This window comes from Halomonas sp. BM-2019 (assembly GCF_017584085.1).
In genome coordinates this window covers 453973-476011 of the sequence record NZ_CP071922.1, presented here as the reverse complement: position 1 = coordinate 476011, position 22039 = coordinate 453973, and the positions used below count along the sequence as shown (strand labels likewise).

The 22039-nt window shown below is 66.0% G+C and carries 20 protein-coding genes and 1 pseudogene; 5 read left to right on the top strand and 16 right to left on the bottom strand.

Annotated elements, in window-relative coordinates; translation table 11 throughout:
- Nucleotides 1-266: 266 nt before the first annotated feature.
- Nucleotides 267-1397 carry a transposase gene (locus tag J5F18_RS02420; RefSeq protein WP_346300764.1) on the bottom strand — a complete coding sequence of 377 codons (1131 nt, stop codon included), beginning with the start codon at nucleotides 1395-1397 and terminating at the stop codon, nucleotides 267-269.
- Nucleotides 1398-1540: 143 nt separating this feature from the next.
- Between J5F18_RS02420 and J5F18_RS02415 the strand changes: the two genes are divergently transcribed.
- Complete coding sequence (locus tag J5F18_RS02415; RefSeq protein ID WP_346300763.1) at nucleotides 1541-2404, top strand: LysR family transcriptional regulator; 864 nt, start codon at nucleotides 1541-1543, stop codon at nucleotides 2402-2404.
- A gap of 150 nt (nucleotides 2405-2554) precedes the next feature.
- Here the strand turns inward: J5F18_RS02415 and J5F18_RS02410 are convergent, their stop codons facing one another.
- The 3 genes from J5F18_RS02410 to J5F18_RS02400 form a co-directional block, all read right to left on the bottom strand.
- On the bottom strand, nucleotides 2555-4276 hold the full coding sequence (locus tag J5F18_RS02410; protein ID WP_346300762.1) for a BCCT family transporter: 1722 nt from the start codon (nucleotides 4274-4276) through the stop codon (nucleotides 2555-2557).
- Between the two features lie 87 nt (nucleotides 4277-4363).
- A complete protein-coding gene (locus J5F18_RS02405) occupies nucleotides 4364-5122 on the bottom strand; it encodes a creatininase (protein ID WP_346300761.1) in 759 nt (252 codons plus the stop codon).
- A gap of 65 nt (nucleotides 5123-5187) precedes the next feature.
- Nucleotides 5188-6396: a M24 family metallopeptidase gene (locus tag J5F18_RS02400; RefSeq protein WP_346300760.1), complete on the bottom strand. Its 1209-nt coding sequence runs from the start codon at nucleotides 6394-6396 to the stop codon at nucleotides 5188-5190.
- 357 nt (nucleotides 6397-6753) lie between these two features.
- On the opposite strand from J5F18_RS02400, the gene J5F18_RS02395 reads away from it, so the two are divergent.
- From J5F18_RS02395 to J5F18_RS02380, 4 genes are all read left to right on the top strand, one after another.
- The gene (locus J5F18_RS02395; protein ID WP_346300759.1) at nucleotides 6754-7308 is read left to right on the top strand and encodes a 3-keto-5-aminohexanoate cleavage protein; all 555 of its coding nucleotides are present in this window, start codon (nucleotides 6754-6756) and stop codon (nucleotides 7306-7308) included.
- Nucleotides 7308-7763: a thioesterase family protein gene (locus tag J5F18_RS02390; RefSeq protein ID WP_346300758.1), complete on the top strand. Its 456-nt coding sequence runs from the start codon at nucleotides 7308-7310 to the stop codon at nucleotides 7761-7763. Before J5F18_RS02395 ends, J5F18_RS02390 begins: the two co-directional genes overlap by 1 nt.
- Nucleotides 7764-7851: 88 nt before the next feature.
- Complete coding sequence (locus tag J5F18_RS02385) at nucleotides 7852-7980, top strand: hypothetical protein (protein ID WP_346300757.1); 129 nt, start codon at nucleotides 7852-7854, stop codon at nucleotides 7978-7980.
- Complete coding sequence (locus J5F18_RS02380) at nucleotides 7974-8159, top strand: BCCT family transporter (RefSeq protein WP_346300756.1); 186 nt, start codon at nucleotides 7974-7976, stop codon at nucleotides 8157-8159. Before J5F18_RS02385 ends, J5F18_RS02380 begins: the two co-directional genes overlap by 7 nt.
- Nucleotides 8160-8165: 6 nt before the next feature.
- Here J5F18_RS02380 and J5F18_RS02375 read toward each other — a convergent pair whose 3' ends face one another.
- The 12 genes and pseudogenes from J5F18_RS02375 to J5F18_RS02320 all read right to left on the bottom strand — a co-directional run bounded on the left by J5F18_RS02375 (nucleotide 8166) and on the right by J5F18_RS02320 (nucleotide 21970).
- On the bottom strand, nucleotides 8166-8441 hold the full coding sequence (locus J5F18_RS02375; protein ID WP_346300755.1) for a helix-turn-helix domain-containing protein: 276 nt from the start codon (nucleotides 8439-8441) through the stop codon (nucleotides 8166-8168).
- A 16-nt stretch (nucleotides 8442-8457) separates the two neighbouring features.
- Entirely contained in the window at nucleotides 8458-9447 is a 990-nt protein-coding gene (moaA, locus tag J5F18_RS02370; RefSeq protein WP_346300754.1) for a GTP 3',8-cyclase MoaA, read from the bottom strand.
- On the bottom strand, nucleotides 9444-9860 hold the full coding sequence (locus J5F18_RS02365) for a putative zinc-binding protein (protein ID WP_346300753.1): 417 nt from the start codon (nucleotides 9858-9860) through the stop codon (nucleotides 9444-9446). The genes moaA and J5F18_RS02365 overlap by 4 nt, the downstream gene beginning before the upstream one ends.
- 43 nt (nucleotides 9861-9903) lie before the next feature.
- Nucleotides 9904-10647 (bottom strand): Crp/Fnr family transcriptional regulator, encoded by a 744-nt coding sequence (locus J5F18_RS02360; protein ID WP_346300752.1) that lies wholly within the window; start codon nucleotides 10645-10647, stop codon nucleotides 9904-9906.
- On the bottom strand, nucleotides 10607-11860 hold the full coding sequence (gene glp, locus J5F18_RS02355) for a gephyrin-like molybdotransferase Glp (protein WP_346300751.1): 1254 nt from the start codon (nucleotides 11858-11860) through the stop codon (nucleotides 10607-10609). The genes J5F18_RS02360 and glp overlap by 41 nt, the downstream gene beginning before the upstream one ends.
- The gene (moaB, locus tag J5F18_RS02350; protein WP_346300750.1) at nucleotides 11857-12462 is read right to left on the bottom strand and encodes a molybdenum cofactor biosynthesis protein B; all 606 of its coding nucleotides are present in this window, start codon (nucleotides 12460-12462) and stop codon (nucleotides 11857-11859) included. The genes glp and moaB overlap by 4 nt, the downstream gene beginning before the upstream one ends.
- A gap of 194 nt (nucleotides 12463-12656) precedes the next feature.
- Nucleotides 12657-13478, bottom strand: coding sequence for a peptidylprolyl isomerase (locus J5F18_RS02345; RefSeq protein WP_346300749.1), 822 nt, complete (start codon nucleotides 13476-13478; stop codon nucleotides 12657-12659).
- A 197-nt stretch (nucleotides 13479-13675) separates the two neighbouring features.
- Entirely contained in the window at nucleotides 13676-14365 is a 690-nt protein-coding gene (narI, locus tag J5F18_RS02340) for a respiratory nitrate reductase subunit gamma (protein ID WP_346300748.1), read from the bottom strand.
- 13 nt (nucleotides 14366-14378) lie between these two features.
- The gene (gene narJ, locus J5F18_RS02335; RefSeq protein WP_346300747.1) at nucleotides 14379-15158 is read right to left on the bottom strand and encodes a nitrate reductase molybdenum cofactor assembly chaperone; all 780 of its coding nucleotides are present in this window, start codon (nucleotides 15156-15158) and stop codon (nucleotides 14379-14381) included.
- Nucleotides 15151-16707, bottom strand: coding sequence for a nitrate reductase subunit beta (gene narH, locus J5F18_RS02330; RefSeq protein WP_346300746.1), 1557 nt, complete (start codon nucleotides 16705-16707; stop codon nucleotides 15151-15153). The genes narJ and narH overlap by 8 nt, the downstream gene beginning before the upstream one ends.
- Nucleotides 16704-20460, bottom strand: a pseudogene (locus J5F18_RS02325) (nitrate reductase subunit alpha). The gene narH and the pseudogene J5F18_RS02325 overlap by 4 nt, the downstream one beginning before the upstream one ends.
- Before the next feature lie 211 nt (nucleotides 20461-20671).
- Entirely contained in the window at nucleotides 20672-21970 is a 1299-nt protein-coding gene (locus J5F18_RS02320) for an MFS transporter (RefSeq protein WP_346300745.1), read from the bottom strand.
- Nucleotides 21971-22039: the final 69 nt, after the last annotated feature.

The following is a 22039-nucleotide window of genomic DNA, read 5'->3' as shown; positions in this document are numbered from 1 at the left end:
TGGACAAGAGGAAGCCCAGATAGATCAGCAGGCCGAAGCTCAGGATCCGGAGGCCCCAGTTGAACAGCTTGTAGGCATCCATGATCATTTCCTCATCGAGTCATTGTCGGATTTTCTCTTCAGTTCCCTCCGCAGGTAGGTAGCACCGGCATGAACCAACATGTAGCAGCTGACACTCCCCGCCCGCCGCGCTTCGCGCGTTGGGCGAGGGTTCTAAGGTCACCCCCAGAACCTTCCTGCTTCGACACGCCTTCACTAGGCAGCGGCTAGGCCGCTGCCCCCGCTCCAGTCGCTCCACAGGCTAACCCCGCCAGCCCGGCGGTTCGGATATTCCTGGCTGCGTTGATGTCGCGGTCGATGGCGTGACCGCAGCTTTCACAGTGCCAGCGGCGCTGCGAGAGCGGCAGCTTCTCGACCTTGTGCCCACAGCCGTGGCACATCTTGCTGCTCGGCAGCCACTGGCTCACTTTCACCAGGTGTCGCCCGGCCCATTCTGCCTTGTAGCTGAGTTGACGAAGAAATTCGCCCCACCCCGCATCGCTGATGGCCTTGGCCAGGGAACGGTTCTTGATCATGCCGGTGATGTTGAGCGTCTCGACACACAGCACTTGGTTTTCGTTGACGAGCGTGCGGGTCGCTTTATGGATAGCGTCGCGGCGACAATCCGCGATCTTGGCATGCAGTCGCGCCACCTTCTGGCGCAGCTTGTTTCGGTTGCGCGAGCCTTGCTGCTTTTTCGCCAACCGGCGTTGCCGGTACGCCAGCTTCGCTTCATAGCGTTTGAGGTGGCGCGGATTGCCCGACTTCATCTTCATGCCCTCGCTGGTGATGAACAGGTCGGTCAGGCCCAGATCGATCCCCGTCATCGTCGGTGTCACCGGCAGCACGTCCGGCGTGAACTCACACAGGCAGCTGATGAAGTAGCGCCCCGCACGGTCTTGCGAGAGGGTGATACTGGAGGGCGCACAGGGCAGTGGTCGGCTCCAGCGGATCGGCAACGGTGCCTGTGTCTTGGCAATGGTGATCTCGCCATCTCGATAGCGAAAAGCCGCTTTGGTCAGTCGGATGGATTGGCGCCCGTCCTTGCGCTTGAAGCGCGGATAGCGCGCCTTGAGCTGGGGGTTGAAGAAGTTATCGAAGGCGGCTTGCTGATCCCGCAGCGCTTGCTGCAGAATCACGCTGGATACGTCCTTCAAACAGGGATACTCGGCCTTGAGGGCGACCAGCCGCTTTTCCGCCGCTGAGTGCGATATCGACTGCCCGTGCGTCTGATACGCCTTGGTGCGGTAAGCCAACGTATTGTTCCAGACAAAACGCGCACATCCGAACGACTGCGCCAATAGCTCAGCCTGCTCGGGGGTGGGGTAGAACCGCTCTTTATAGGCGCGCTTTGTCATACTGGAAATTTATCAGGGATTATTGGCCATCTCAACGTGGCACCGCTGCGCGGTGCGCGCTTATATCACCGCCCGATTGGGCGATGCTTTGCGCGCTGTTTGGTAAGCACAATGGCCTCATAAAAGTTCAAAATGGCATAATCATGACAAACATTCCGACAGATCTGCTGAGAACCTTCGTCACCATCAAGGATCTGGGCGGCTTCACCAGCGCCGGCGAACTGCTTGGCCGCTCGCAGCCGGCCATCAGCCTTCAGATCAAGAAGTTGGAGGAAATCCTGGACACCAAGATTTTTCTCAGGGGGTCCAGCCTGGAGCTCACCGAGGATGGTGAATACCTCTACACGGCCGCCAGGCAGATCCTGGAAATCAATGATCAGATCATCGCCAAGATCAGGGGGGACAACGTTTCGGGGAAGGTGCGCCTGGGCATACCCAACGACTTCGAGCTCGCCTTTCTGCCCAAGGCGCTGAGAAATCTTGCCAAGGTCTACCCGAACATCATCATCGAGGTCGATTGCGAGATCAGCAAGGTCATCCTGCAACGCTATCAGAAGGGGCATTACGACATTGCCCTGGCCATGGAGCGTGCCAAGAACAGCGAAGAGAGGGATTCGCGCGATTACCGCCTGGAAAACCTGGAATGGGTCTACAAGGAGACGCGGCTGATTCATCGTCATGATGAGCCCATTCCGCTGATCGCCTATCCTCAGGGTTGCGTCTATCGCTCCATCATGGAAGAAGCCCTCCAGAAACAACAGCACCCGTACCGCTTTACCTATACGAGCACCAGCCTGCTCGGTATCTTCTCCGCCGTCGAAGAGGGGCTGGGCATTACCGCAATGGCCAGCTCGGTTATCCCGGACCACCTCAAGCATACCGGCAGTACGGATATGCTTCCTAGCCTGGAAAGGGTATGTATCGGATTGTATTACAAGGAAAATGAGTTGAACGTCGCGTCGCGCCATGTCCTCGATTTTCTGCGCTCCGGCATCGCCAACATGTAAGCCGCGACCGCGGCTGGGCTTCCCCTGCCGCCTTGGCGAGAAAGGCCTGGCAACCAAGGTGTGGCTGCCAGACCCCTCTCGAGTCGCTCTGCTTACTGGCCTGGTTCCCTGTTCGCGCGGCCAGGATAGAGGCCAGCCATTGTCCTTCGCCTAGCGCGGCACGGCACCTCCTGGCGCGAGATCGCCATCGTCGTTTGCCAGCACCTCACCTTCATCGTTGACTCTCACCGTCATCCTCGGATCAGGGTCGTTGACCATCTTCTCCAGCGCCCTGATCTCCCGGTTACGGTTCAGGAGCCGCCGAATCATGTTGATGATCATGAGCAGGATAACGATGGAGAAGGGGAAGGCGCCGATAATGGTGCCGGTCTGAACGGTATCGACCACCGCCGTGCCGCCCAGGGTCAGCAGTATACTGGCCACCGTGGCAATGCTGATGACCAGGACCACGCGGAACCTGGCGCCCGCACGCTTCGGAGCCGAGACAAAGTCGGCCAGGGCATAGGTGCCGGCATCCAGCGAGGTGACATAGTAGGTGGCCACCAGGATCGTCGCCACGACCAACAGCAGGCTGCCCACCACCGGCACGGCGTCCAGCATCACGAAGAGCCCGCTGGCCACATTGTCACTCACGGCCGCCGATATTCCCCGATCGGTCAGGTTATCGTAGTAGATGGCCGCCGATCCGAGAACGCCGATCCACACCATGACGATCAGTGAGGGAATCACGGTGACGCCGATGACGAACTCACGCAGCGTCCTGCCACGGGAGATCCGGGCGATAAAACCCGCGACGAAGGGGGAGAAGGCAATGACCCAGCACCAGATGAAGACGGTCCACCACCCGTTCCAGCTCTCCTGCCAGGAATTCAGCGGGGCTGCCGTACTGGGCGCATCGGTCCAGAAGCTCATGGCGATGAAGTTCATGAAGAAGGCGCCAAAGCTCTCGGTGATATTGGAAATAATGAACAGCGTGGGCCCGAAGATGAAGGCGGCGACCACCAGGACGATACTCAGCACCGAGTTCGTCTCGCTGATCATGCGCATCCCCCTGCTGATGCCGAAGAACGCCGAAATTGCCGCCGCCGTACCCAGGCCCACGATGACAAACAGCCACAGGCCAGGCCCGGATGCCACGCCGGTGAAGGAGGAGAGCCCCGACGAGAACTGCATTGCCGCGAAGCCGAACGAGGTCGAGAGCCCCAGGATGGTGGCCATGATCGCCAGCAGCTCCACCACCACACCGGCGCCACCGCGGGCCCAGTGCGGCAGGATGTCCACCGTCGCCTCACGAAACGTCAGGCTTTTGCCGAGGTTATGATGAGAATAGGCCAGGCAGACGGCCACGACACAGTACATGGCCCAGGCGGTGAAGCCCCAATGGAAATAGGCCCAGACAAGGCCATTTCCCGCCACGTTGTCGCCCAGCGTCTGAACCACCGGACTCTCATCCCTCAGCATGATCGGCTGAGCCACGGACCAGAAGATCAGTCCGATCCCCTGCCCGCAGGCAAACAGCATCGAGTACCAGGCGAAGTTGCTGTACTCCGGCTTCGCGCTGGGCCCGCCCAGGCGCACTTGTTTGCCGATCTTGCTGAACACCAGCCAGGCACATACCGCCACGGCAAACAGTGAGTACAGGATGAAAAGCCAGGTAAAGCCGCTGGTAACGAACGTTCGCATGTTGTAGATGGTTTCAGCGACGCTTTCTGGCCGGTTCAGCACCATGACAATCAGGGCAAAGATCGCCAGCGGCGGCGTGAACTGGATGACCAGCCTACCAATCGGTGGAAGGTCCCGGCCCGTGAACCTGGGAATCACAACGGGCTCCATCGGCTCATTCTGCTTGTCGGAATCATGATGGCTCGGCACTTTGCTCTACCTCTCTGTTGTTGTAATCAGGCCAACGGCTTCCGGGGTGGGTCGACCTCCCCGGGGGGGGGGCGAAACAGCGAGTCCTCAGCCCAGGTGGTGGACAATCCCCGAGATACACTCATCGAGGATCAGCTCCCCCTTCTCTGCCGTTGCCTTCAAGGGCGATGAGAGCGTTCCAGAAGGCGCCACCCACGAAGGGTCGGCGGGGAACACGTCGTAGGGCGGGAAGGTCGCCGGCGCCACATCCACCGCCTTGGACATGTCCACCAGTTCCGGATGGATCTTCAGCATGATCGAGGTTTCGAGTACCCCGCCGTGCTCGACGGCCCAGCCGGTGAAGCCGTCCGGGAAGACCTTGGCGATCGTTTCCTCGCTGATGAAATCCCAGTAGGAGAGCAGGTAGACCTTGACCGTGATTCCCTCCGCCCGGCACTGGTTGACCAGCTTGTCCGCCGCCTCACACAGGCTCATGGAGTTCTCGAAGTGGCCGTTGATCAGGATGAATTCACGATTGCCGTGATTCACATAGGCCCGGAGCACATCGAAGACGTAGTTTTCCAGGGAGCTCCCCGACACGCAGGTGGTACCCGGGAAGAAGTTTCCCCCGCCCGACTTGACCTGGGACTTGTAGCCATAGGTGATTGCCGGTGCCACCAGCATGTTGCCGGCTTTTTCCGCCACCTTTTCGCCAATGTAGCTGGGAATCAGCACATCCGGATTGAGCGACATATGGGGGCCATGCTGCTCGATGGCGCCGACCGGCAGTATGATCTTGCGGTTTCCTTTCTCGGTTAACTCCCTGTAGGTGACCCAGTCCATCTTCTCAATGCTGACAGTGTTCATCTCACCCTCCCCAAGCATCGTACCGTCAAAAAAGGGGAGCCCAGCTCCCCTTTATATTCAATCATTTACTTGATGATATTATGCTCCGGGCCGTACGGGAACCCGGTGATGTTCTCGGCTCCATGCTCGTTGACCACCAGGATATCGTGCTCGCGGTAGCCGCCGGCCCCCGGGCGCCCTTCCGGCACCATGATCATCGGCTCCATGGAGACCACCATGTTGGGCTCGAGCACGGTATCGATGTCCTCGCGCAGTTCGAGGCCCGCCTCGCGGCCATAGTAGTGGCTCAGGGTGCCGAAGGAGTGGCCGTAGCCGAAGGTGCGGTACTGCAGCAGGTCGTGCTTGGCGAAGATCTCGTTGAGCTCGTGGGCGATGTCGCAGCAGCGCGCGCCGGGCTTGATCAGCTCCTGGCCACGGCGGTGGACCTCGCAGTTCACCTCCCACAGGCGCAGGTGCTCGTCGGAGGCGTGGCCGAGGAACAGGGTGCGCTCCAGGGCGGTGTAATAGCCCGAGATCATCGGGAAGGTGTTGAGGCTGAGGATATCGCCCGGCTGCACGCGACGGCTGGTCACCGGGTTGTGGGCGCCGTCGGTGTTGATGCCGGACTGGAACCAGACCCAGGTGTCCATCAGCTCGCTGTTGGGATAGGTCTTGGCGATCTCGCGCACCATGGCGGCCTGACCGGCCAGCGATACTTCATACTCCGGCACCCCGGCGTAGATGGCATCGCGCACGGCCACGCCGCCCACGTCGGCGACGCGCGCCCCCTGGCGAATCAGCGCGATCTCCTCGGCGGACTTGATCATGCGCATCTTCATGGTGGGCACGCCGGCATCGACCAGTTCCACGTCACCCAGGGCGGCCAGCAACTTCTGCTGGTTCTGAAGGGTCAGGTGGTCGAACTCGACGCCGACGCGACGCTTGCCTTCGCAGAGCTGCTTGACCGCCTTGAAGAAGTTGTCCTTCTGCCAGTCGGTGTAGACGATGTTGTCGCCCAGGCGATTGCGGCGGTAGGGCTGGCCGCCGTCGATGTTGGCGGTCACGGTGGTGAAGCGATCCTGGGTGACCACCAGGCCGTAGTCGCGACCGAACTTGCAGTAAACGAAGTCGCTGAAGTAGTTGATGTTGTGGTAGGAGGTCAGCACCACCGCATCCACGTCATTCTTCGCCATGTAGTCCCGCAGGCGCGCCAGGCGTCCCTGCATCTCGGCATCCGAAAATGTCGGGACGACCTTCTCACCGTTGGGGATCTCGATCAGTGACGGCAGTTGCATCTTGTTATCTCCTCGTTGTTCCAGGGTATCGCCTTACCAGCCCGGGCGGTTCCGGCCCTTCTTGCCGGTTGCTGTCGCCCCTCGCTTGCCATGTCATGCAGGTTACTGCTGGTGAAACTGACTATGGCCAGGCTCGCGTGGCGCGACCAATGACTAGTGCAAATGCCCGCATTGATAGACGAAATACCAAATAAATACAGCCAGTTATGCTTGAAATGCGGCATGGAGAGGCGCTTTTCCGATTCACGCCGATAACGTCGCATGAGGTGGCTTGATCGTCGCCTGAGGTAAAGTCCTTCCCCCTCGCCGCCGTCACACTGCTCCTGACATCAGCCATCCGTCCCCCAGGAGCCGATCATGAACCGCAATGTGATCCTCACCTGCGCCGTCACCGGTGCCGGTGACACCACTGCCAAGAGCCCCCATGTGCCCGTGACGCCCAAGCAGATCGCCGACGACTGCATCGTCGCCGCCCGGGCCGGGGCCAGCGTGGCGCATATCCACGTGCGCGACCCCGAGACCGGCGCCGTCAGCCATTCGCTCGAGCACTTCCGCGAGGTGATGGCCCGCGTGCGCGAGGCGGAGGTGGATATCGTGATGAACATCACCGCCGGCGGCCTGCGCTGGTCGCTGAGGGGCACCTTCCTCACCTTCCACCTGGCCGGCGGCGAGCCGGGTATGCGCCACATGCTCGAGCAGTTCGGCCCGGCGCTGAAGCTGCCCTGGACGAAGCTGGAGGCTCCCGAGCTGACCGAGGAGCTGATCGATCGCGTGATCGAGGGGTGCGAGCACCAGGCCGCGGGTCGCTCGGTGGCCGAGCTCGACCGCCGCCGTGACGCCTTCCTGGTGGAGCTGCTCGCTCTGGTCCAGCACTACTGGCCCGAGGCCGAAGGCCTGGAGGGGCGAATCTGATGAAGATCCTGAACACCCGCGTCGCCCCGGAGTGGGTCGACTACAACGGCCATATGAATGACGCCGAGTACGCCCGGGTCTTCTCCCTGGCGGTGGAGGCGCTGATGGACCATATCGGCCTCGACGCCGCGGGTCGCACCCGCCACGGCTACACGCTCTACACCCTGGAGACCCACCTCTGCTACCGCCGCGAGGCCCATGAGGGGCAGCCGCTTGCGGTCGACCTGACCCTGCTGGACCGGGACGCCAAGCGCCTGCATGTCTTCTTCGCACTGCATGACGAGGAGGGCAACCTGCTGGCCACCAGCGAGCAGATGCTGATGGGCATGAACCAGCAGAGCGGCCGGCCCGACGCCTTCCCGGCGCCGGTGGCCGAGGCGCTCGCCGCCCTGCCCCACGCCGAGACAGATGCCTGGCCGGAACTCGCCGGGCGCACCATCGCCATTCGGCGCTGACGCCACGCTCCCCCCCAGGAGAACCGGGTCGCCCGCCACCGCCGACGGCATCGTTGGCACCGGCGCCTTCGGCTGGCTGCTCTCGGCGATGATGGTGTTCCTGCTGATGAGCTGGTTCGTGACCTCCTCGGACTCCGGCACCCTGGTGCTGACCACCATCCTGTCGCTGGGCGACAACGAGCCCCCGGCGGCTTCCGGGTCTTCTGGGGCGTGGTGATCGGCCTGGTCGCCGCGGTGCTGCTGGTGGCCGGAGGCCTCACCGCCCTGCAGACCGCGCTGATCGCCGCCGCCCTGCCGCTGAGCGGGGTGATCCTGGTGATGACCGCCGGCGTGCTGCTCGCGCTGTTCCGCAAGTCCCTCGACGCCCGGCGGCAACGGCGCATCACCGAGCCATAAGCCGGCCTAGAGCACTTCTCGCGGCGCCTGGCCGTAGCGCGCCCGGAAGGCGCGGGAGAAGCTGGAAGACGAGGCGAAGCCGCAGGCCAGCGCCACCGCCAGCACGTCGAGATCGGTCTCGGTGAGCAGCTGGTGGGCGTGCTCCAGGCGCAGGCCGAGGTACCAGCCCCGGGGCGTGCTGGCGAGGTGCTCGGCGAAGAGCCGCTGTAGCTGACGGGAGGTGATGCCGCAGCGCCTGGCGATCTCGGCCAGGGGCAGCGGCCCTCTGTAGTCCAGTCGCACCCCGTCGCGCCTCCGGCTAGCCCCCCGTCATGTTCATGAAGCGCACCACCTGCACCTCGCCGTCGGTGGAGAAGTGGTGGCGCTCCGGCTTCTTCGTCATGGCGGCGACGATGGCCGCCTTGAGGCGCTCGGTGTCGCCGGGATGGCGGCGCAGCACGGCGCGCAGGTCCACCGAGTGCTCGTTGCCCAGGCACAGCAGCAGGCGCCCCTCGGCGGTGACGCGCACGCGGTTGCAGGCGTCACAGAAGTTGTGGCTGTGGGGGGAGATAAAGCCGATGCGGCTGTCGGAATCCGCCATGCGAAAGTAGCGCGAGGGGCCCAGCGTCGTCTCGGTGGTGGGCATCAGGGGGTGGCGGGACTCGATGATCCCGCGCACCTCGTCACTGGAGCAGAAGGTGGTGGCGCGGTCGTGGCCGATCGCCTGGCCCAGCGGCATCTCCTCGATAAAGCTGATGTCCACCCGCTCCCGGCGGGCGAACTCGACCAGGTCGAGCACCTCATCGTCGTTGCGCCCCTTGAGGATCACGGCGTTGAGCTTGATGCGCGCGAAGCCGGCCTCCCGGGCGGCGCGGATGCCGGCGATCACCTTCGCCAGGTCACCGGTGCGGGTCAGGGCGCGGAAGCGCGCCGGGTCCAGGGTGTCGAGGCTGACGTTGAGGCGCTTGAGCCCCCCCGCGCGCAGGGCCCGGGCGTGCCTGACCAGGCCCGCGCCGTTGGTGGTCATGGCGAAGTCGGCGAGTCCCGGCTGGGCGCCCACCTCGGCCACCAGGGTCTCGATGCCGCGCTTGACCAGCGGCTCGCCGCCGGTGAGGCGGATCTTCTCCACGCCGAGCTCGACGAAGGCGCGGCACAGGGTGGCCATCTCCTCCAGGGTGAGCACCTGGGCGCGGGGCAGGAAGGTCATCTCCTCGGCCATGCAGTAGACGCAGCGGAAGTCGCAGCGATCGGTGACCGAGAGGCGCAGGTAGCGGACGGTGCGGCCGAAGCCGTCGACGAGGGCGCTCATGGGCGGCTCCCGACGCCGGCCGCCCCGGAAGCGGCGCCCATGGGCAGCCGGGCGATCAGTTCGCCCACCTCGCCGGCCACCTCGGCCACCGTCGCCTCGTCGAAGAACCGACCGCGCCGCTTGCGCAGGCCGCGCTCGTAGAGCTTGACGTGCTCGGTGGGGGTGACCCCGGCCCGGGCCAGGCAGTGGCTGGCGCAGTGCATCTGGCAGCCGTCGATGGCCACGATGGGCCGGCCGGAGCGCGCCGTGCGGACCAGGCCCGGCACCCCGCCGCCGACGCCGGCGATGCAGGACATCTCCGCCACGCCGCCGTGGTCGAGGCGCAGCGCCACGTCGTTGGCCAGCTGGGCCACATCGGAGCAGCCGGAGCAGGAGTAGACCAGGGTTCGGGGCTTGCTGGTGGCTCGGGACATGCTGCCTCTCTCTTCCAGTGGGTTCCCGACGTCGGGGTGGACCTCAGTCGTCGGCCATCATGAAGTCGCGCAGCTTCTGCTCATCGAGCACGGTGAGCCGCTGGCGATCGATATTGATGGCGCCGCTGTCGCGCAGCTTGGCCAGCAGCCGCGACAGGGTCTCCGGGGTCATGGCCAGCTGGGCGGCCAGCCAGCGCTTGGGGATGGTCAGCCGGATCACCCGCGGGGCCTTGGTGCGGCCCGACGGCAGCTGGCGCAGCACATAGCTGACCAGCCGCGACATGGCATCGCCTTGGGTCAGCAGCGCCAGGTCCTCGAGACGATCGGTGAGCTCCAGCGCCAGGCGGCTCATGAACTCGGCCCGGCATTCAGGCTGGTGATCCAGGATCTCTCGACAGCGCGCCGCGGGAATCGACAGCACGTGGGTGCGCCGCAGGGCCTCGGAGGAGTAGAGGTAGACCCCCTCCCGGGAGACCATGCTCAGCTCGCCCAGGGTGCCGCCGCGCTCCACGCAGCGGATGGTGGCCATACGCCCGTCGCCGGCGCTGCGCACCAGGCGCACGGTGCCGCTGATCACGATATGCAGCCACTCGGCCGGGGTGTCCTGACGGAACAGCCACTCGCGCGACTTCAGGGTACGCAGCTCGGTCTTGTCCAGGAGTGCCTCCACCTCCTCATCGGAGAGGGCGGCGAGCCAGGGCACGCCGCGCACCAGATCGCGCAGCTGCTTCGGCTTGAAGAGCAGCTCAGTCGAGGAACTGGGCGGCGGGGCAGTATCCGTAGGCATGGCCTTCCTCCACGTTATTGTTGGCATCGATCACCAGGTAGCCATGGGCCTGGCTCGCCGCGCCGAGCATATGGGAGCCCTGGCCGCCGGCCAGGCGCGCCACCGGCGTCCCCGAGCTCCAGTCGAGCACCACCCGCAGCAGTTCACGCCGCCCCCGGGGGCCGCGCCGCGCGAAGCCGGCCACCACCGGAAACTGCTGCAGCGGCGCCGCCTCGCGCCCCTGGCGGACCTGCACGAAGGGCAGCGCCAACAGCTGCCAGCCCACCAGCGAGGCCACGGGGTTGCCCGGCAGGGCGATCAGCGGCGTGCCCGTCGCCAGCGACTCGCCCAGGAAGCCCAGCGCGAAGGGCTTCCCGGGCTTCATGGCCACGCCGTGGAAGGCGATGCCGCCCAGCCACTCGATGACCGGCCGCACATGGTCCTCCTCCCCCACCGACACGCCGCCCGTACAGACTACCAGATCGGCCTCGTCGCGAGCCCGGGCAAAGGCCTGATGCAGGTCAAGAGGAGCGTCCGCCACCACGCCCAGATCGAGCACTTCGCCGCCGGCCTGGGCCAGCAGCGCCTTGAGCATGGCCCGGTTGCTGTCGTAGACCTGGCCGGGCGCCCGAATGGCACCGGGCTCGATCAGCTCGTCGCCGGTGGAGAGCAGCGCGACCTTCAGCCGGCGTATCACCGCCACCTCGCCGATGCCGTGGCTGGCGAGCAAGGCGATGGCCGCCGTGTCCAGGGGCGCGCCGGCGGGCAGCAGCAGCGCGCCGGCGCGGGTCTCCTCGCCGCGGCGGCGAATATTGGCCCCCTCCGCGAGCTCACCCGCGACCTGCATCCGCCCCTGATCATCCAGGGTCACCCGCTCCTGGGGCACCACCGTATCGGCGCCCAGGGGCACCGGTGCGCCGGTGAAGATCCGTGCGCAGCCCCCTTCGGGAAGCTGCAGCACGCCGGCCCCGGCGGGGATACGTTGCACCACCGGCAGGCCTTCCGGACCCAGCTCGGCCCGGCGCAGGGCATAGCCGTCCATGGCGCTGTTGTCGACCCCGGGCATGTCGAGGGTCGCGAGGACATCCTCGGCCAGCACCCGACGATAGGCCTCACCCAGGGCGGCCGTCTCTATGCCATCAACGGGGCGTGCCGCCTCGATCATTCGTCTGCGAGCATCGAAGAGATCGAGCAGGCCCGGAGTGACCACCTCGGCACATCCGCAGCCGCTCATGATTCGGCCTCCTTGCGAGGAGCCGGGGAGTCGGCCGAGGCACCCTCCCTGCGTGGCTGGCGGCTCGCGCAGCGGCGAGCCGCCTCGGGCAGCACCATGGCCACGAAGTTGCAGGGCCGGGTACGGGCGTCGAGCTGGGCCGCGAGGATGCCGTCCCAGGCGGTGGCGCAGGCCTTGGGCGAGCCGGGCATGGCGAACACCAAGGTGCGATCGATCACTCCGCCCACGGCCCGTGACTGGACGGTGGAGGTGCCGATGCTCTCGAGCGACAGGTGACGGAACAGTTCGCCATAGCCGTCGATGGCCTTGTCGAACAGTGGCATCAGGGCCTCCGGCGTGGTGTCTCGCCGGGTGAAGCCGGTCCCGCCGTTGACCAGGACCACCTGGATATCGTCACGCACCACCCACTTGGAAACCACCGCACGGACGCGATAGATGTCATCCGGCACGATACGCCGCTCCACCAGGGCGTGGCCGGCCTCGGTGAGTCGCTCGGCGAGCAGATCGCCGCTGCCGTCCTCGTCGAAGCCGCGGGTGTCGGAGACGGTCAGCACGGCGATGCCGAGGGGCGCGAAGGGGGTATGGGCGTGAACGTGGGCCATGGGGGTCTCCTCGCCGCCCGCCACGCGGGCGGCGGCATGCATATGAAATATCAGCAAGGTGTAGAAATCGCCGAGCGGGATGAAGCGCAAGGCGCAAGGCGCGCAGCAACCGGAGCCTAGTGGTCTAGGTGAGGATTCGACCAGGCTGGTGCTCCAGCGCCTTGCAACACAGCGATTCGCCCGCGCAGGCATTTCTACTGCATCAGGCTGCCGGCGGCGTCATCATCCAGGGCAACCCCCTCGACGCCGATCTCCGACTCCAGCACCAGCAGGTAGTGGCGCAGGGCGCGGCGGGTGGACTGCTCGCGCAGGCTGTGGCGGACGCGCTCGGCCACCGCCTCGAAGGGCAGCTCGCGGCCCTCGAGGCGTTCGTCGATGGTGACCAGGTGCCAGCCGTAGCGGGAAGCCAGGGGGCGGTCGTGCAGCCCCTCGGGAAGGTGGTGCAGGGCGCGGTCCAGCTCGGCGACGGTCTGCCCCGGCGCCAGCCAGCCCAGCTCGCCGCCCTGCTCCTTGGAGGGGCAGGCGGAGTGGCGCATGGTGAACTCGGTGAAGCGCTCGGGAGCGGTCGCGAGTTCCTTGAGCAGCTTCTCGCCCTGGCGGTAGCCGGCATCCCGGGCCTCGGCGTCGTCCGGTGCCGCGGGGAGCAGGATATGGCGCACCCTCAGGCGTGTCGGCTCGCTGAAGCGCTCGACGTGGGCGGCGTGGAAGCGGCGGCAGTCCGCCTCGGAGGGCACGGGAATATCGAGCTCCTGCTCCAACAGGGCGGCGATGGCGGCGTCGCCCTCCTCCAGCGCCTCGCCCGATACCTCGGCCAGGCCAAGCTCGGCGGCGCGCTGGCGCAGCAACTCGCGCACCACCAGCGCCCGGGCCGCCTTGAGCTGGGCGCCACCCGCGGAGTCCGCCGGGTGGTACTGCATCTCCTGGGCGATGTCGGCCTCCTCGATGGTGACTGCACCCACCTTGATGGGAGGGGGGCTTGCGCCCCCCGGGATCATTTCAATATCGATCTTCTGCATGGTGATAAATCCTTACAGCTCAATTCATGGACCCAACGCCGGCGAGCGGGGCTGATCCGGCGGCAGGCCCCGGAGCGCCGGACCGACGAGGAGGCGCTGTGAACCCATCCCTGGGCGCTACCGATGCCATCCCTGGCATAGGACCTCCTCTTCGGCCTGCCCCCGGCGCCCCTGCCACAACCCTTCGGCTCGAGCGCTCAGCCCCGCTTGCGTACGATCTGGTAGCGACGGGTGATATAGCCGAGCGGAATGCTCCACACGTGCACCAGGCGCGAGAAGGGGAACAGCAGGATGATGGTCAGCCCCAGGAAGATATGCAGCTTGTAGATCCAGGACACGCCGTCCATATACTGCGCCGCGCCGCCGCCGAAGAAGACGATGGCCTGGGCCCAGCTGGAAAGGGTGACCATCATCTCGCCGTCCATGTGGCCCAGCGAGAAGATGATGGTGACCATGCCCAGGAAGGCCTGGAAGACGATCAGACCAAGGATGAGGGTGTCCATGGTGCTGGAGGAAGCCCGCACCCGCGGGTTGGTGATGCGGCGATGCAGCAGCATGGCCCCACCCACCAGGCACATGGCCCCGGCGATGCCGCCCACCACGATGGCCAGCAGCTGCTTGGTGCCGGCATGCAGGAAGGGGGAGTAGACCCATTGCGGCGTCAGCATGCCGAACAGGTGGCCGAAGAAGATCACGATGATGCCGATATGGAAGAGGTTGCTGGCCAGGCGCATGTTCTTCGACGAGAGCATCTGGCTGGAGCCGGCCTTCCAGGTGAACTGCCCGTGGTCATAGCGCAGCAGGCTGCCGACCAGGAATACGGTGCCGACCAGGTACGGGTAGTAGCCGTAGATCAAGTGGTCGAGATAGGTGCCGAATGCGGACATGGTGATTCTCCTGTTAACGACCCGTCACCGGAGGCAGCGCCTCGGGTGAGAGAATGCGAACGGCCTCGCTCTGCACGCCCTGCTTGCGCTCGGCCAGGCGGCGGCCCTCGGCGGACTGCAGGGCGCAGTCCTGGTCGGACTCGGCGGAGAAACGCACCGCCTCCTCTTCCCAGACCGCGTCCAGCGCCTCGGGGGTGTCGTCACGGGCCTCACCGCGTACCTCCTCGCGGTGGGCGTCCACCTCGGCCTCGGCGCCGATCAGCGCCAGCAGCGCCCGGGGCACCAGGCCGTGGTCGGCGCCGCGCTCCTCGAGGCGCGCGGTGAGCAGCCCGAGGATATGGCGGATCTCGCCGAGCCAGCGGCCGATCTCGGCCTCGTCGCGGGTGGAGAGGTACTCCAGGAAGATCGGCAGGTAGTCGGGCAGCTCCCGGGCGTCCAGTTCGAAGCCTGCGGCCTGGTACTCCGCCATCAGGTCGACCATGGCCTGGCCGCGGTCGCGAGACTCGCCGTGGACGTGCTCGAAGAGCAGCAGAGAGGTGGCGCGCCCCTTGTCGAAGCGGGCCACGTACTCGGACTGCAGCTCGAGCAGGTCGCCGTCATGGATGCGCTGGCACCACTCCATCAGGGCGGTGCGCAGCGCCGCCGGCAGGCGGCGCTCCTGGTCGATGACCTCGATCAGCTCTCCGGCCGCGGCCTGGAGTTCCTGGGTGGGGTAGTCGAGCAGGCGGGCCAGCACGCGCAGGCTGCGCATGCCGACGGCCGGCTCGGCCATCTTGAGGGCGGCATCAGCCATGACGGGCCTCCTCGGCTTTCGGGTCATAGGATTCGACCGGCTGGACCAGGGTGGTGGTCTGGGTGCGGCCGTTGAACAGGCTCGGCTTGCTCTCGCCGTGGCAGCCGTCGCCAAAGCTGAAACCGCAGCCGCCGCGCTCCGGGAAGGCCTCGGTGGCCATCTCGCGGTGGCTGGTGGGGATCACGAAGCGATCCTCGTAGTTGGCGATGGCCAGGTAGCGATACATCTCCTCCACCTGGGCCTCGGTCAGCTCGACGTCATCCAGGACCTCGACATTGGCCTTGCCGTCCACATGCTTGCCGCGCATGTAGAGGCGCATGGCCATCAGGCGCTTGAGCGCCAGCACCACGGGGGCCTCCTCGCCGGCGGTGAGCATGTTGGCGAGATAGCGCACCGGGATGCGCAGCGACTCGATCTTCGGCATCACGCCATCGAACTCGATCTTGCCGGCCTCGGCGGCGGACTGGATCGGCGAGAGCGGTGGTACGTACCAGACCATGGGCAGGGTGCGGTATTCCGGGTGCAGTGGCAGCGCCAGGCCCCACTCCATGGCCATCTTGTAGACCGGCGACGCCTGGGCGGCGGCAATGACGTTATCCGGCACACCGTCCTTCCGCGCCTGGGCGATCACCTCCGGGTCGTTGGGGTCCAGGAAGATCTCGCACTGGCGATGGTAGAGGTCGCGCTCGTCCGGGGAGCTGGCCACTTCCTCGATGCGGTCGGCATCGTAGAGCAGCACGCCAAGGTAGCGGATGCGGCCAACGCAGGTCTCGGAGCAGATGGTCGGCTGCCCGACCTCGATGCGCGGGTAGCAGAAGATGCACTTCTCGGACTTCCCGGTCTTCCAGTTGTAGTAGATCTTCTTGTAGGGGCAGCCGGAGATGCACATCCGCCAGCCGCGGCACTTGTCCTGGTCGATCAGGACGATGCCGTCCTCCTCGCGCTTGTAGATGGCGCCGGAGGGGCAGGATGCCACGCAGGTGGGGTTGAGGCAGTGCTCGCAGAGGCGCGGCAGGTACATCATGAAGGTGTTCTCGAACTGGCCGTAGATATCGGCCTGCACCTTCTCGAAGTTCATGTCCTTGCGACGCTTGGCGAACTCGGTGCCGAGGATCTCCTCCCAGTTGGGACCCCACTCGATCTTCTTCATGCGCTCGCCGGAGATCAGCGAACGCGGGCGCGCGACCGGCTGGTGCTCACCGATCTTGGCGGTGTGCAGGTGCTCGTAGTCGAAGGTGAACGGCTCGTAGTAGTCGTCGATCTCCGGCAGGTCGGGGTTGGCGAAGATGTTCGCCAGCACCCGCCACTTGCCACCGATCTTCGGCTCGATCTTGCCGTCCTTGCGGCGCAGCCAGCCGCCCTTCCACTTGGTCTGGTTCTCCCACTCCTTGGGATAGCCGATGCCGGGCTTGGTCTCGACGTTGTTGAACCAGGCGTACTCGACGCCCTCACGGCTGGTCCAGACGTTCTTGCAGGTCACCGAACAGGTGTGGCAACCGATGCACTTGTCGAGGTTGAGGACCATGCCTACCTGGGAACGAATCTTCATTTCACGGCCTCCTGCACGGTGTCATTGCCCTCGCCATCCAGCCAGTCGACGTGTTTCATCTTGCGAACCAGGACGAACTCGTCGCGGTTGGAACCGACGGTGCCGTAGTAGTTGAAGCTATAGGAGAGCTGCGCGTAGCCGCCGATCATGTGGGTCGGCTTCGGGCAGACCCGGGTCACGGAGTTGTGCATCCCGCCGCGGGTGCCGGAGACCTCGGAGCCCGGCACGTTCACCTGGCGCTCCTGGGCGTGGTACATCATCACCATCCCAGCCTTGACCCGCTGGCTGACGACGGCTCGCGCGGCGATGGAGCCGTTGGCGTTGTAGAGCTCGACCCAGTCGTTGTCCTCGATGCCCACCTCGGCGGCGTCGGTCTCGGAGAGCCACACCACCGGGCCGCCGCGGTTGAGCGTCAGCATCAGCAGGTTGTCTGAGTAGGTGGAGTGAATGCCCCACTTCTGGTGCGGCGTGATGAAGTTCAGCGCCTTGCTCTTGTAGCCGTTGTCGGCCGGCTGCTCGAAGCTCACCAGGGTCTTGGTGTTGATCGGCGGCCGGTAGGTGAGCAGGCTCTCGCCGAAGGCGCGCATCCAGGCGTGATCCTGGTAGAACTGCTGGCGGCCGCTCACGGTGCGCCACGGAATCATCTCGTGGACGTTGGTGTAGCCGGCGTTGTAGGAGACGTGCTCGTCCTCGAGGCCGGACCAGGTCGGGCTGGAGATGATCTTGCGCGGCTGAGCGACGATGTCGCGAAAGCGGATCTTCTCCTCCTCCTTGGGATGCGCCAGGTGGGTGTGATCCCGCCCGGTGATCCTGGAGAGCGCCTCCCAGGCCTTCACCGCCACCTGGCCGTTGGTCTCGGGGGCCAGCGCCAGGATCATCTCGGCGGCATCCACGGCGGTCTCGATCTGCGGGCGCCCCTTGGCCGGGCCGTCGGCCTTGCGGTAATTGAGCTTGCCGAGCAGCTCCACCTCGGACTCGGTGTTCCAGCTGATGCCCTTGCCGCCGTTGCCGATGCTCTCGAGCAGCGGGCCCACGGAGGTGAAGCGCTCATAGGTAGCCGGGTAGTCGCGCTTGATCTCGATCAGCGCCGGCATGGTCTTGCCGGGGATCGGCTCGCACTCGCCCTTCTTCCAGTCCAGGACTTCGGGCTGGGCCAGCTCGGCGGGGGAGTCGTGCTGGTGCGGCAGGGTGACCAGGTCGGTCTCCTCGCCCAGGTGCCCCTCGCAGGCCTTGGAGAAGGCCTTGGCGATCCCCTTGTAGATATCCCAGTCGCTGCGCGACTCCCACGCCGGGTCGGTGGCCGCGGTCAGCGGGTGGATGAAGGGGTGCATGTCCGAGGTATTGAGATCGTTCTTCTCGTACCAGGTGGCCGTGGGCAGCACGATGTCCGAGTAGAGGCAGGTGGAGGACATGCGGAAGTCCAGGGTCACCACCAGGTCGAGCTTGCCCTCCGGCGCCTCGTCATGCCACTTGACCTCTTCCGGCTTCTGGCCGCCGAAGTCGCCCAGGTCCTTGCCCTGGATGCCGTGGCGGGTGCCCAGCAGGTACTTGAGCATGTACTCGTGGCCCTTGCCCGAGCTGCCCAGCAGATTGGAGCGCCACACGAAGAGATTGCGCGGGAAGTTCTGGGGGTTGTCCGGATCCTCGGCGGCGAAGGCCAGCTTGCCCGCCTTGAGCTGCTCGACGGCGTACTCCTTGGTGGAGAGGCCGGCGGCCTTGGCGGGTTCGGCCAGGCGCAGCGGGTTGGCACCCAGCTGGGGCGCCGAGGGCAGCCAGCCCATGCGCTCGGAGCGCACGTTGAAGTCGATCAGGCTGCCGGTGTACCGGCTGTGGTCGGCCAGCGGCGAGAGGATCTCCTTGATCTCGAGCTTCTCGTAGCGCCACTGGGAGGAGTGGTTGTAGAAGAAGGAGGTGGAGTTCATGTGGCGCGGCGGACGATTCCAGTCGAGGCCGAAGGCCAGCGGGGTCCAGCCGGTCTGCGGGCGCAGCTTCTCCTGGCCGACGTAGTGGGCCCAGCCGCCACCGCTCTGGCCGACACAGCCGCACAGGACCAGCATGTTGATCAGGCCGCGGTAGTTCATGTCCATGTGGTACCAGTGGTTCATCGCGGCACCCACGATGATCATGGACCGGCCCTGGGTCTTGTCGGCGTTCTCGGCGAACTCCCGGGCGATGCGGGCGACCTGCTCGGCAGGCACGCCGGTGATCTTCTCCTGCCAGGCGGGGGTGTAGGGCTTCACCTCGTCCAGGGAGGTAGCGCCATCGTCCTCACCCTCTTTACCAAACCCGCGGTCGATGCCGTAGTTGGCGCACATCAGGTCGAAGACGGTGACCGCCAGCACGTCGCTGCCGTCGGCCTTCTTGAGGCGCTTGGCGGGCAGGCTGTGGAACAGCAGCTCGTCGCTGGCGCCGCCGCTCTCGACGTGGTCGAAGTGCTCGTGCTTGAGGCCGCCGAAGTAGGGGAAGGCAACCTTGGCCACCTCGTCATGCTTCTCGGCCAGGGTCAGCAGCGGCTTGATCTCGTCACCGGCGGCGTCGCGGGGCTCGAGGTTCCACTTGCCCTCCTCGCCCCAGCGGAAGCCGATGGAGCCGCGCGGCACCACCAGCTGGTCGCGGGTCTCGTCCGGTCTTCCACTCGGGGTTGTTGTCCTGGCCCAGGCGGCCATCGAAGTCGCTGGCGCGCATCTGCTTGCCCGGCACGTAGCTGCCGTCCTCGCGCTTCTCCAACTCCACCAGGAAGGGCATGTCGGAGTAGCGGCGCACGTAGTCGGTGAAGTAGGCGCTGGGCTTGTCGAGGTGGAACTCCTTGAGGATCACGTGGCCCATGGCCATGGCGATGGCCGCGTCGGTGCCCTGCTTGACCGACAGCCACTCGTCGGTGAGCTTGGAGACCTCGGCGTAGTCCGGGGTGATGGAGACGGTCTTGGTGCCCTTGTAGCGCACCTCGGTGAAGAAGTGGGCATCCGGGGTGCGGGTCTGGGGCACGTTGGAGCCCCAGGCGATGATGTAGCCGGAGTTGTACCAGTCGGCGGACTCGGGCACGTCGGTCTGCTCGCCCCAGGTCTGGGGGCTGGCCGGCGGCAGGTCGCAGTACCAGTCGTAGAAGCTCATGCAGACGCCGCCGATCAGCGACAGGTAGCGGCTGCCCGCGGCGTAGCTGACCATGGACATGGCGGGGATCGGCGAGAAGCCGATGATGCGGTCCGGCCCGTACTGCTTGGCGGTGTAGACGTTGGAGGCGGCGATCAGCTCGTTGAGCTCCTCCCAGTTGGCCCGCACGAAGCCGCCCATGCCGCGGGCGCGCTTGTACTGCTTGGTCCTGGCCGGGTCCTCGACGATGGAGGCCCAGGCGTCCACCGGGTCCTGCTTCTCCTTGAGGGCGTCGCGCCACAGCTTGAGCAGCGGCTTGCGGATCAGCGGGTACTTGAGGCGATTGGCGCTGTAGAGGTACCAGGAGTAGCTGGCACCCCGCGGGCAGCCGCGCGGCTCGTGGTTGGGCAGGTCCGGGCGGGTGCGCGGGTAGTCGGTCTGCTGGGTCTCCCAGGTGACCAGGCCATTCTTGACGTAGATCTTCCAGCTGCACGAACCGGTGCAGTTCACGCCATGGGTAGAGCGCACGACCTTGTCATGCTGCCAGCGCTGACGATAGCTGTTCTCCCAGCCGCGCGACTCCTCGCGAGTCTCGCCATGCTCGTTGGCGAAGGGCTCGCGGGTCTTGCGGAAGAAGTTCAGCCGATCAATGAAGTGACTCATGGTCGATCTCCAGGCTTCTTGGAAAGAGGGTGTGACCGCCCTGGGCCACCCGGCCTGCCGTGCGGCGTGGCGCGATGGACCGCACGCCAGGCAGGAACCTTGGGGGGATTCTGGGCGATCGGGAGGCGGATTACTGCGGGTTTACCTCCATATACCGCCCCTCTACCCCCAAGGTGATAGGCCCCTCGAGCCGGGGGGATAACCCCGGGGTTCAGGCCTGACGATCCCGGCCACTCGCGTGGTCCCAGACCATCACCAGCATGCAGACGACCAGCGAGCCGTAGAGGAACATGAAGCCGGCGGTGCGGATGCCGACCCACTGGTTGCCCAGCGCGAAGGCGAGCGGCAGCAGGGCGGCGAAGAGCCCGCCCAGGGTCAGGGCCAGGCCACCCACCAGGGGCATCTCGTCGCGGTGGTCGCGGTGGATCAGGCGCATCAGGCTGCCCTTGCCGACCCCCATGGCCAGGCCCATGGCCGAGAGCAGCAGCAGGAAGCCCCACAGCGGGGCCTCGTAGTGCAGCGCGATCACGCCGCGCACTCCCTCGATCTGCATGGCGAAGGGGGGGTAGGAGAGCAGGAAGAGGCAGACCAGCACGAAGGCGCTGAGCCACCAGCGCAGGGCGCGGAAGTCGCGCACATCCGCCAGGGCGCCACCGAGCACCTGGCCGATGCCCACCGTCAGGGTGAAGGGCAGTGCGGCGAGCGCCGCCTCCTTGAGCGGGAGCTGGTATTGGGCGCTGAGGTAGGCGGGCAGCCACAGCGCCAGCGCCACGAAGGCGCCATAGAAGAAACTGTAGACCAGGGCCAGCCGCCACAGCCCCCAGCAGGCCAGGCGGCGCAGCAGCGCCGTGACGGCCGGCGATCGAGGCGGCGTATCCCGCAGCGCGTCCGGCTCATCAGGCTCCTCCTCGCGGTCGTCGGCGAACAGCCACAGCAGCGCGGCCACCAGCAGCACCGGCAGCAGGTAGAGCAGTGGCGCGGCGCGCCAGCCGTAGGCCTGGCTGACCAGCGGCAGCAGCAGGTAGCTGAGCCCGGCCCCCACCATGCCGGCGCCGTAGAGGCCCAGCGCCAGGCCGGCATGGCGCCGCGGGCAGAGCCCCGCCACATAGACCAGCCCCGCCGAAAGCGACCCGGCGCCCAGGCCGAGGCCGGCGCCGGCCAGCAGGAAGTGGTAGTAGTCGCGGGAGTGGGAGAGGCCCCACAGGAAGGGGCAGATCAGCAGCAGGCAGGCGATCATCACCCGTCGCCCGCCGATGCGCTGGGCCAACTGGGCCATGGGCAGGGTGGCCAGGGCGCCGATGGCCATGGGCGTGGCCAGCAGCAGCGCGAAGCGCCCCTCGCCGAAGCCGAGCAGCGCCTTGAGCTCCACCCCCAGCACCGCGAAGATGGTCCAGCTGGCGAAGACCAGCGCGAAGGCCAGGGGCGAGAGCAGCACGACGGCCAGGGGCCGATAGCCCCCGGTCGGGTCCTGGTAAAGCTCCTGGTCGAGCTGCTGGTCGGCTGGCATCATCGGGGGCCGCAAGCGCTGGGTGTCTGCGGAAAGTCTCGGGAGCGCGGCCCTCGAGGTCAAAGGGGCATC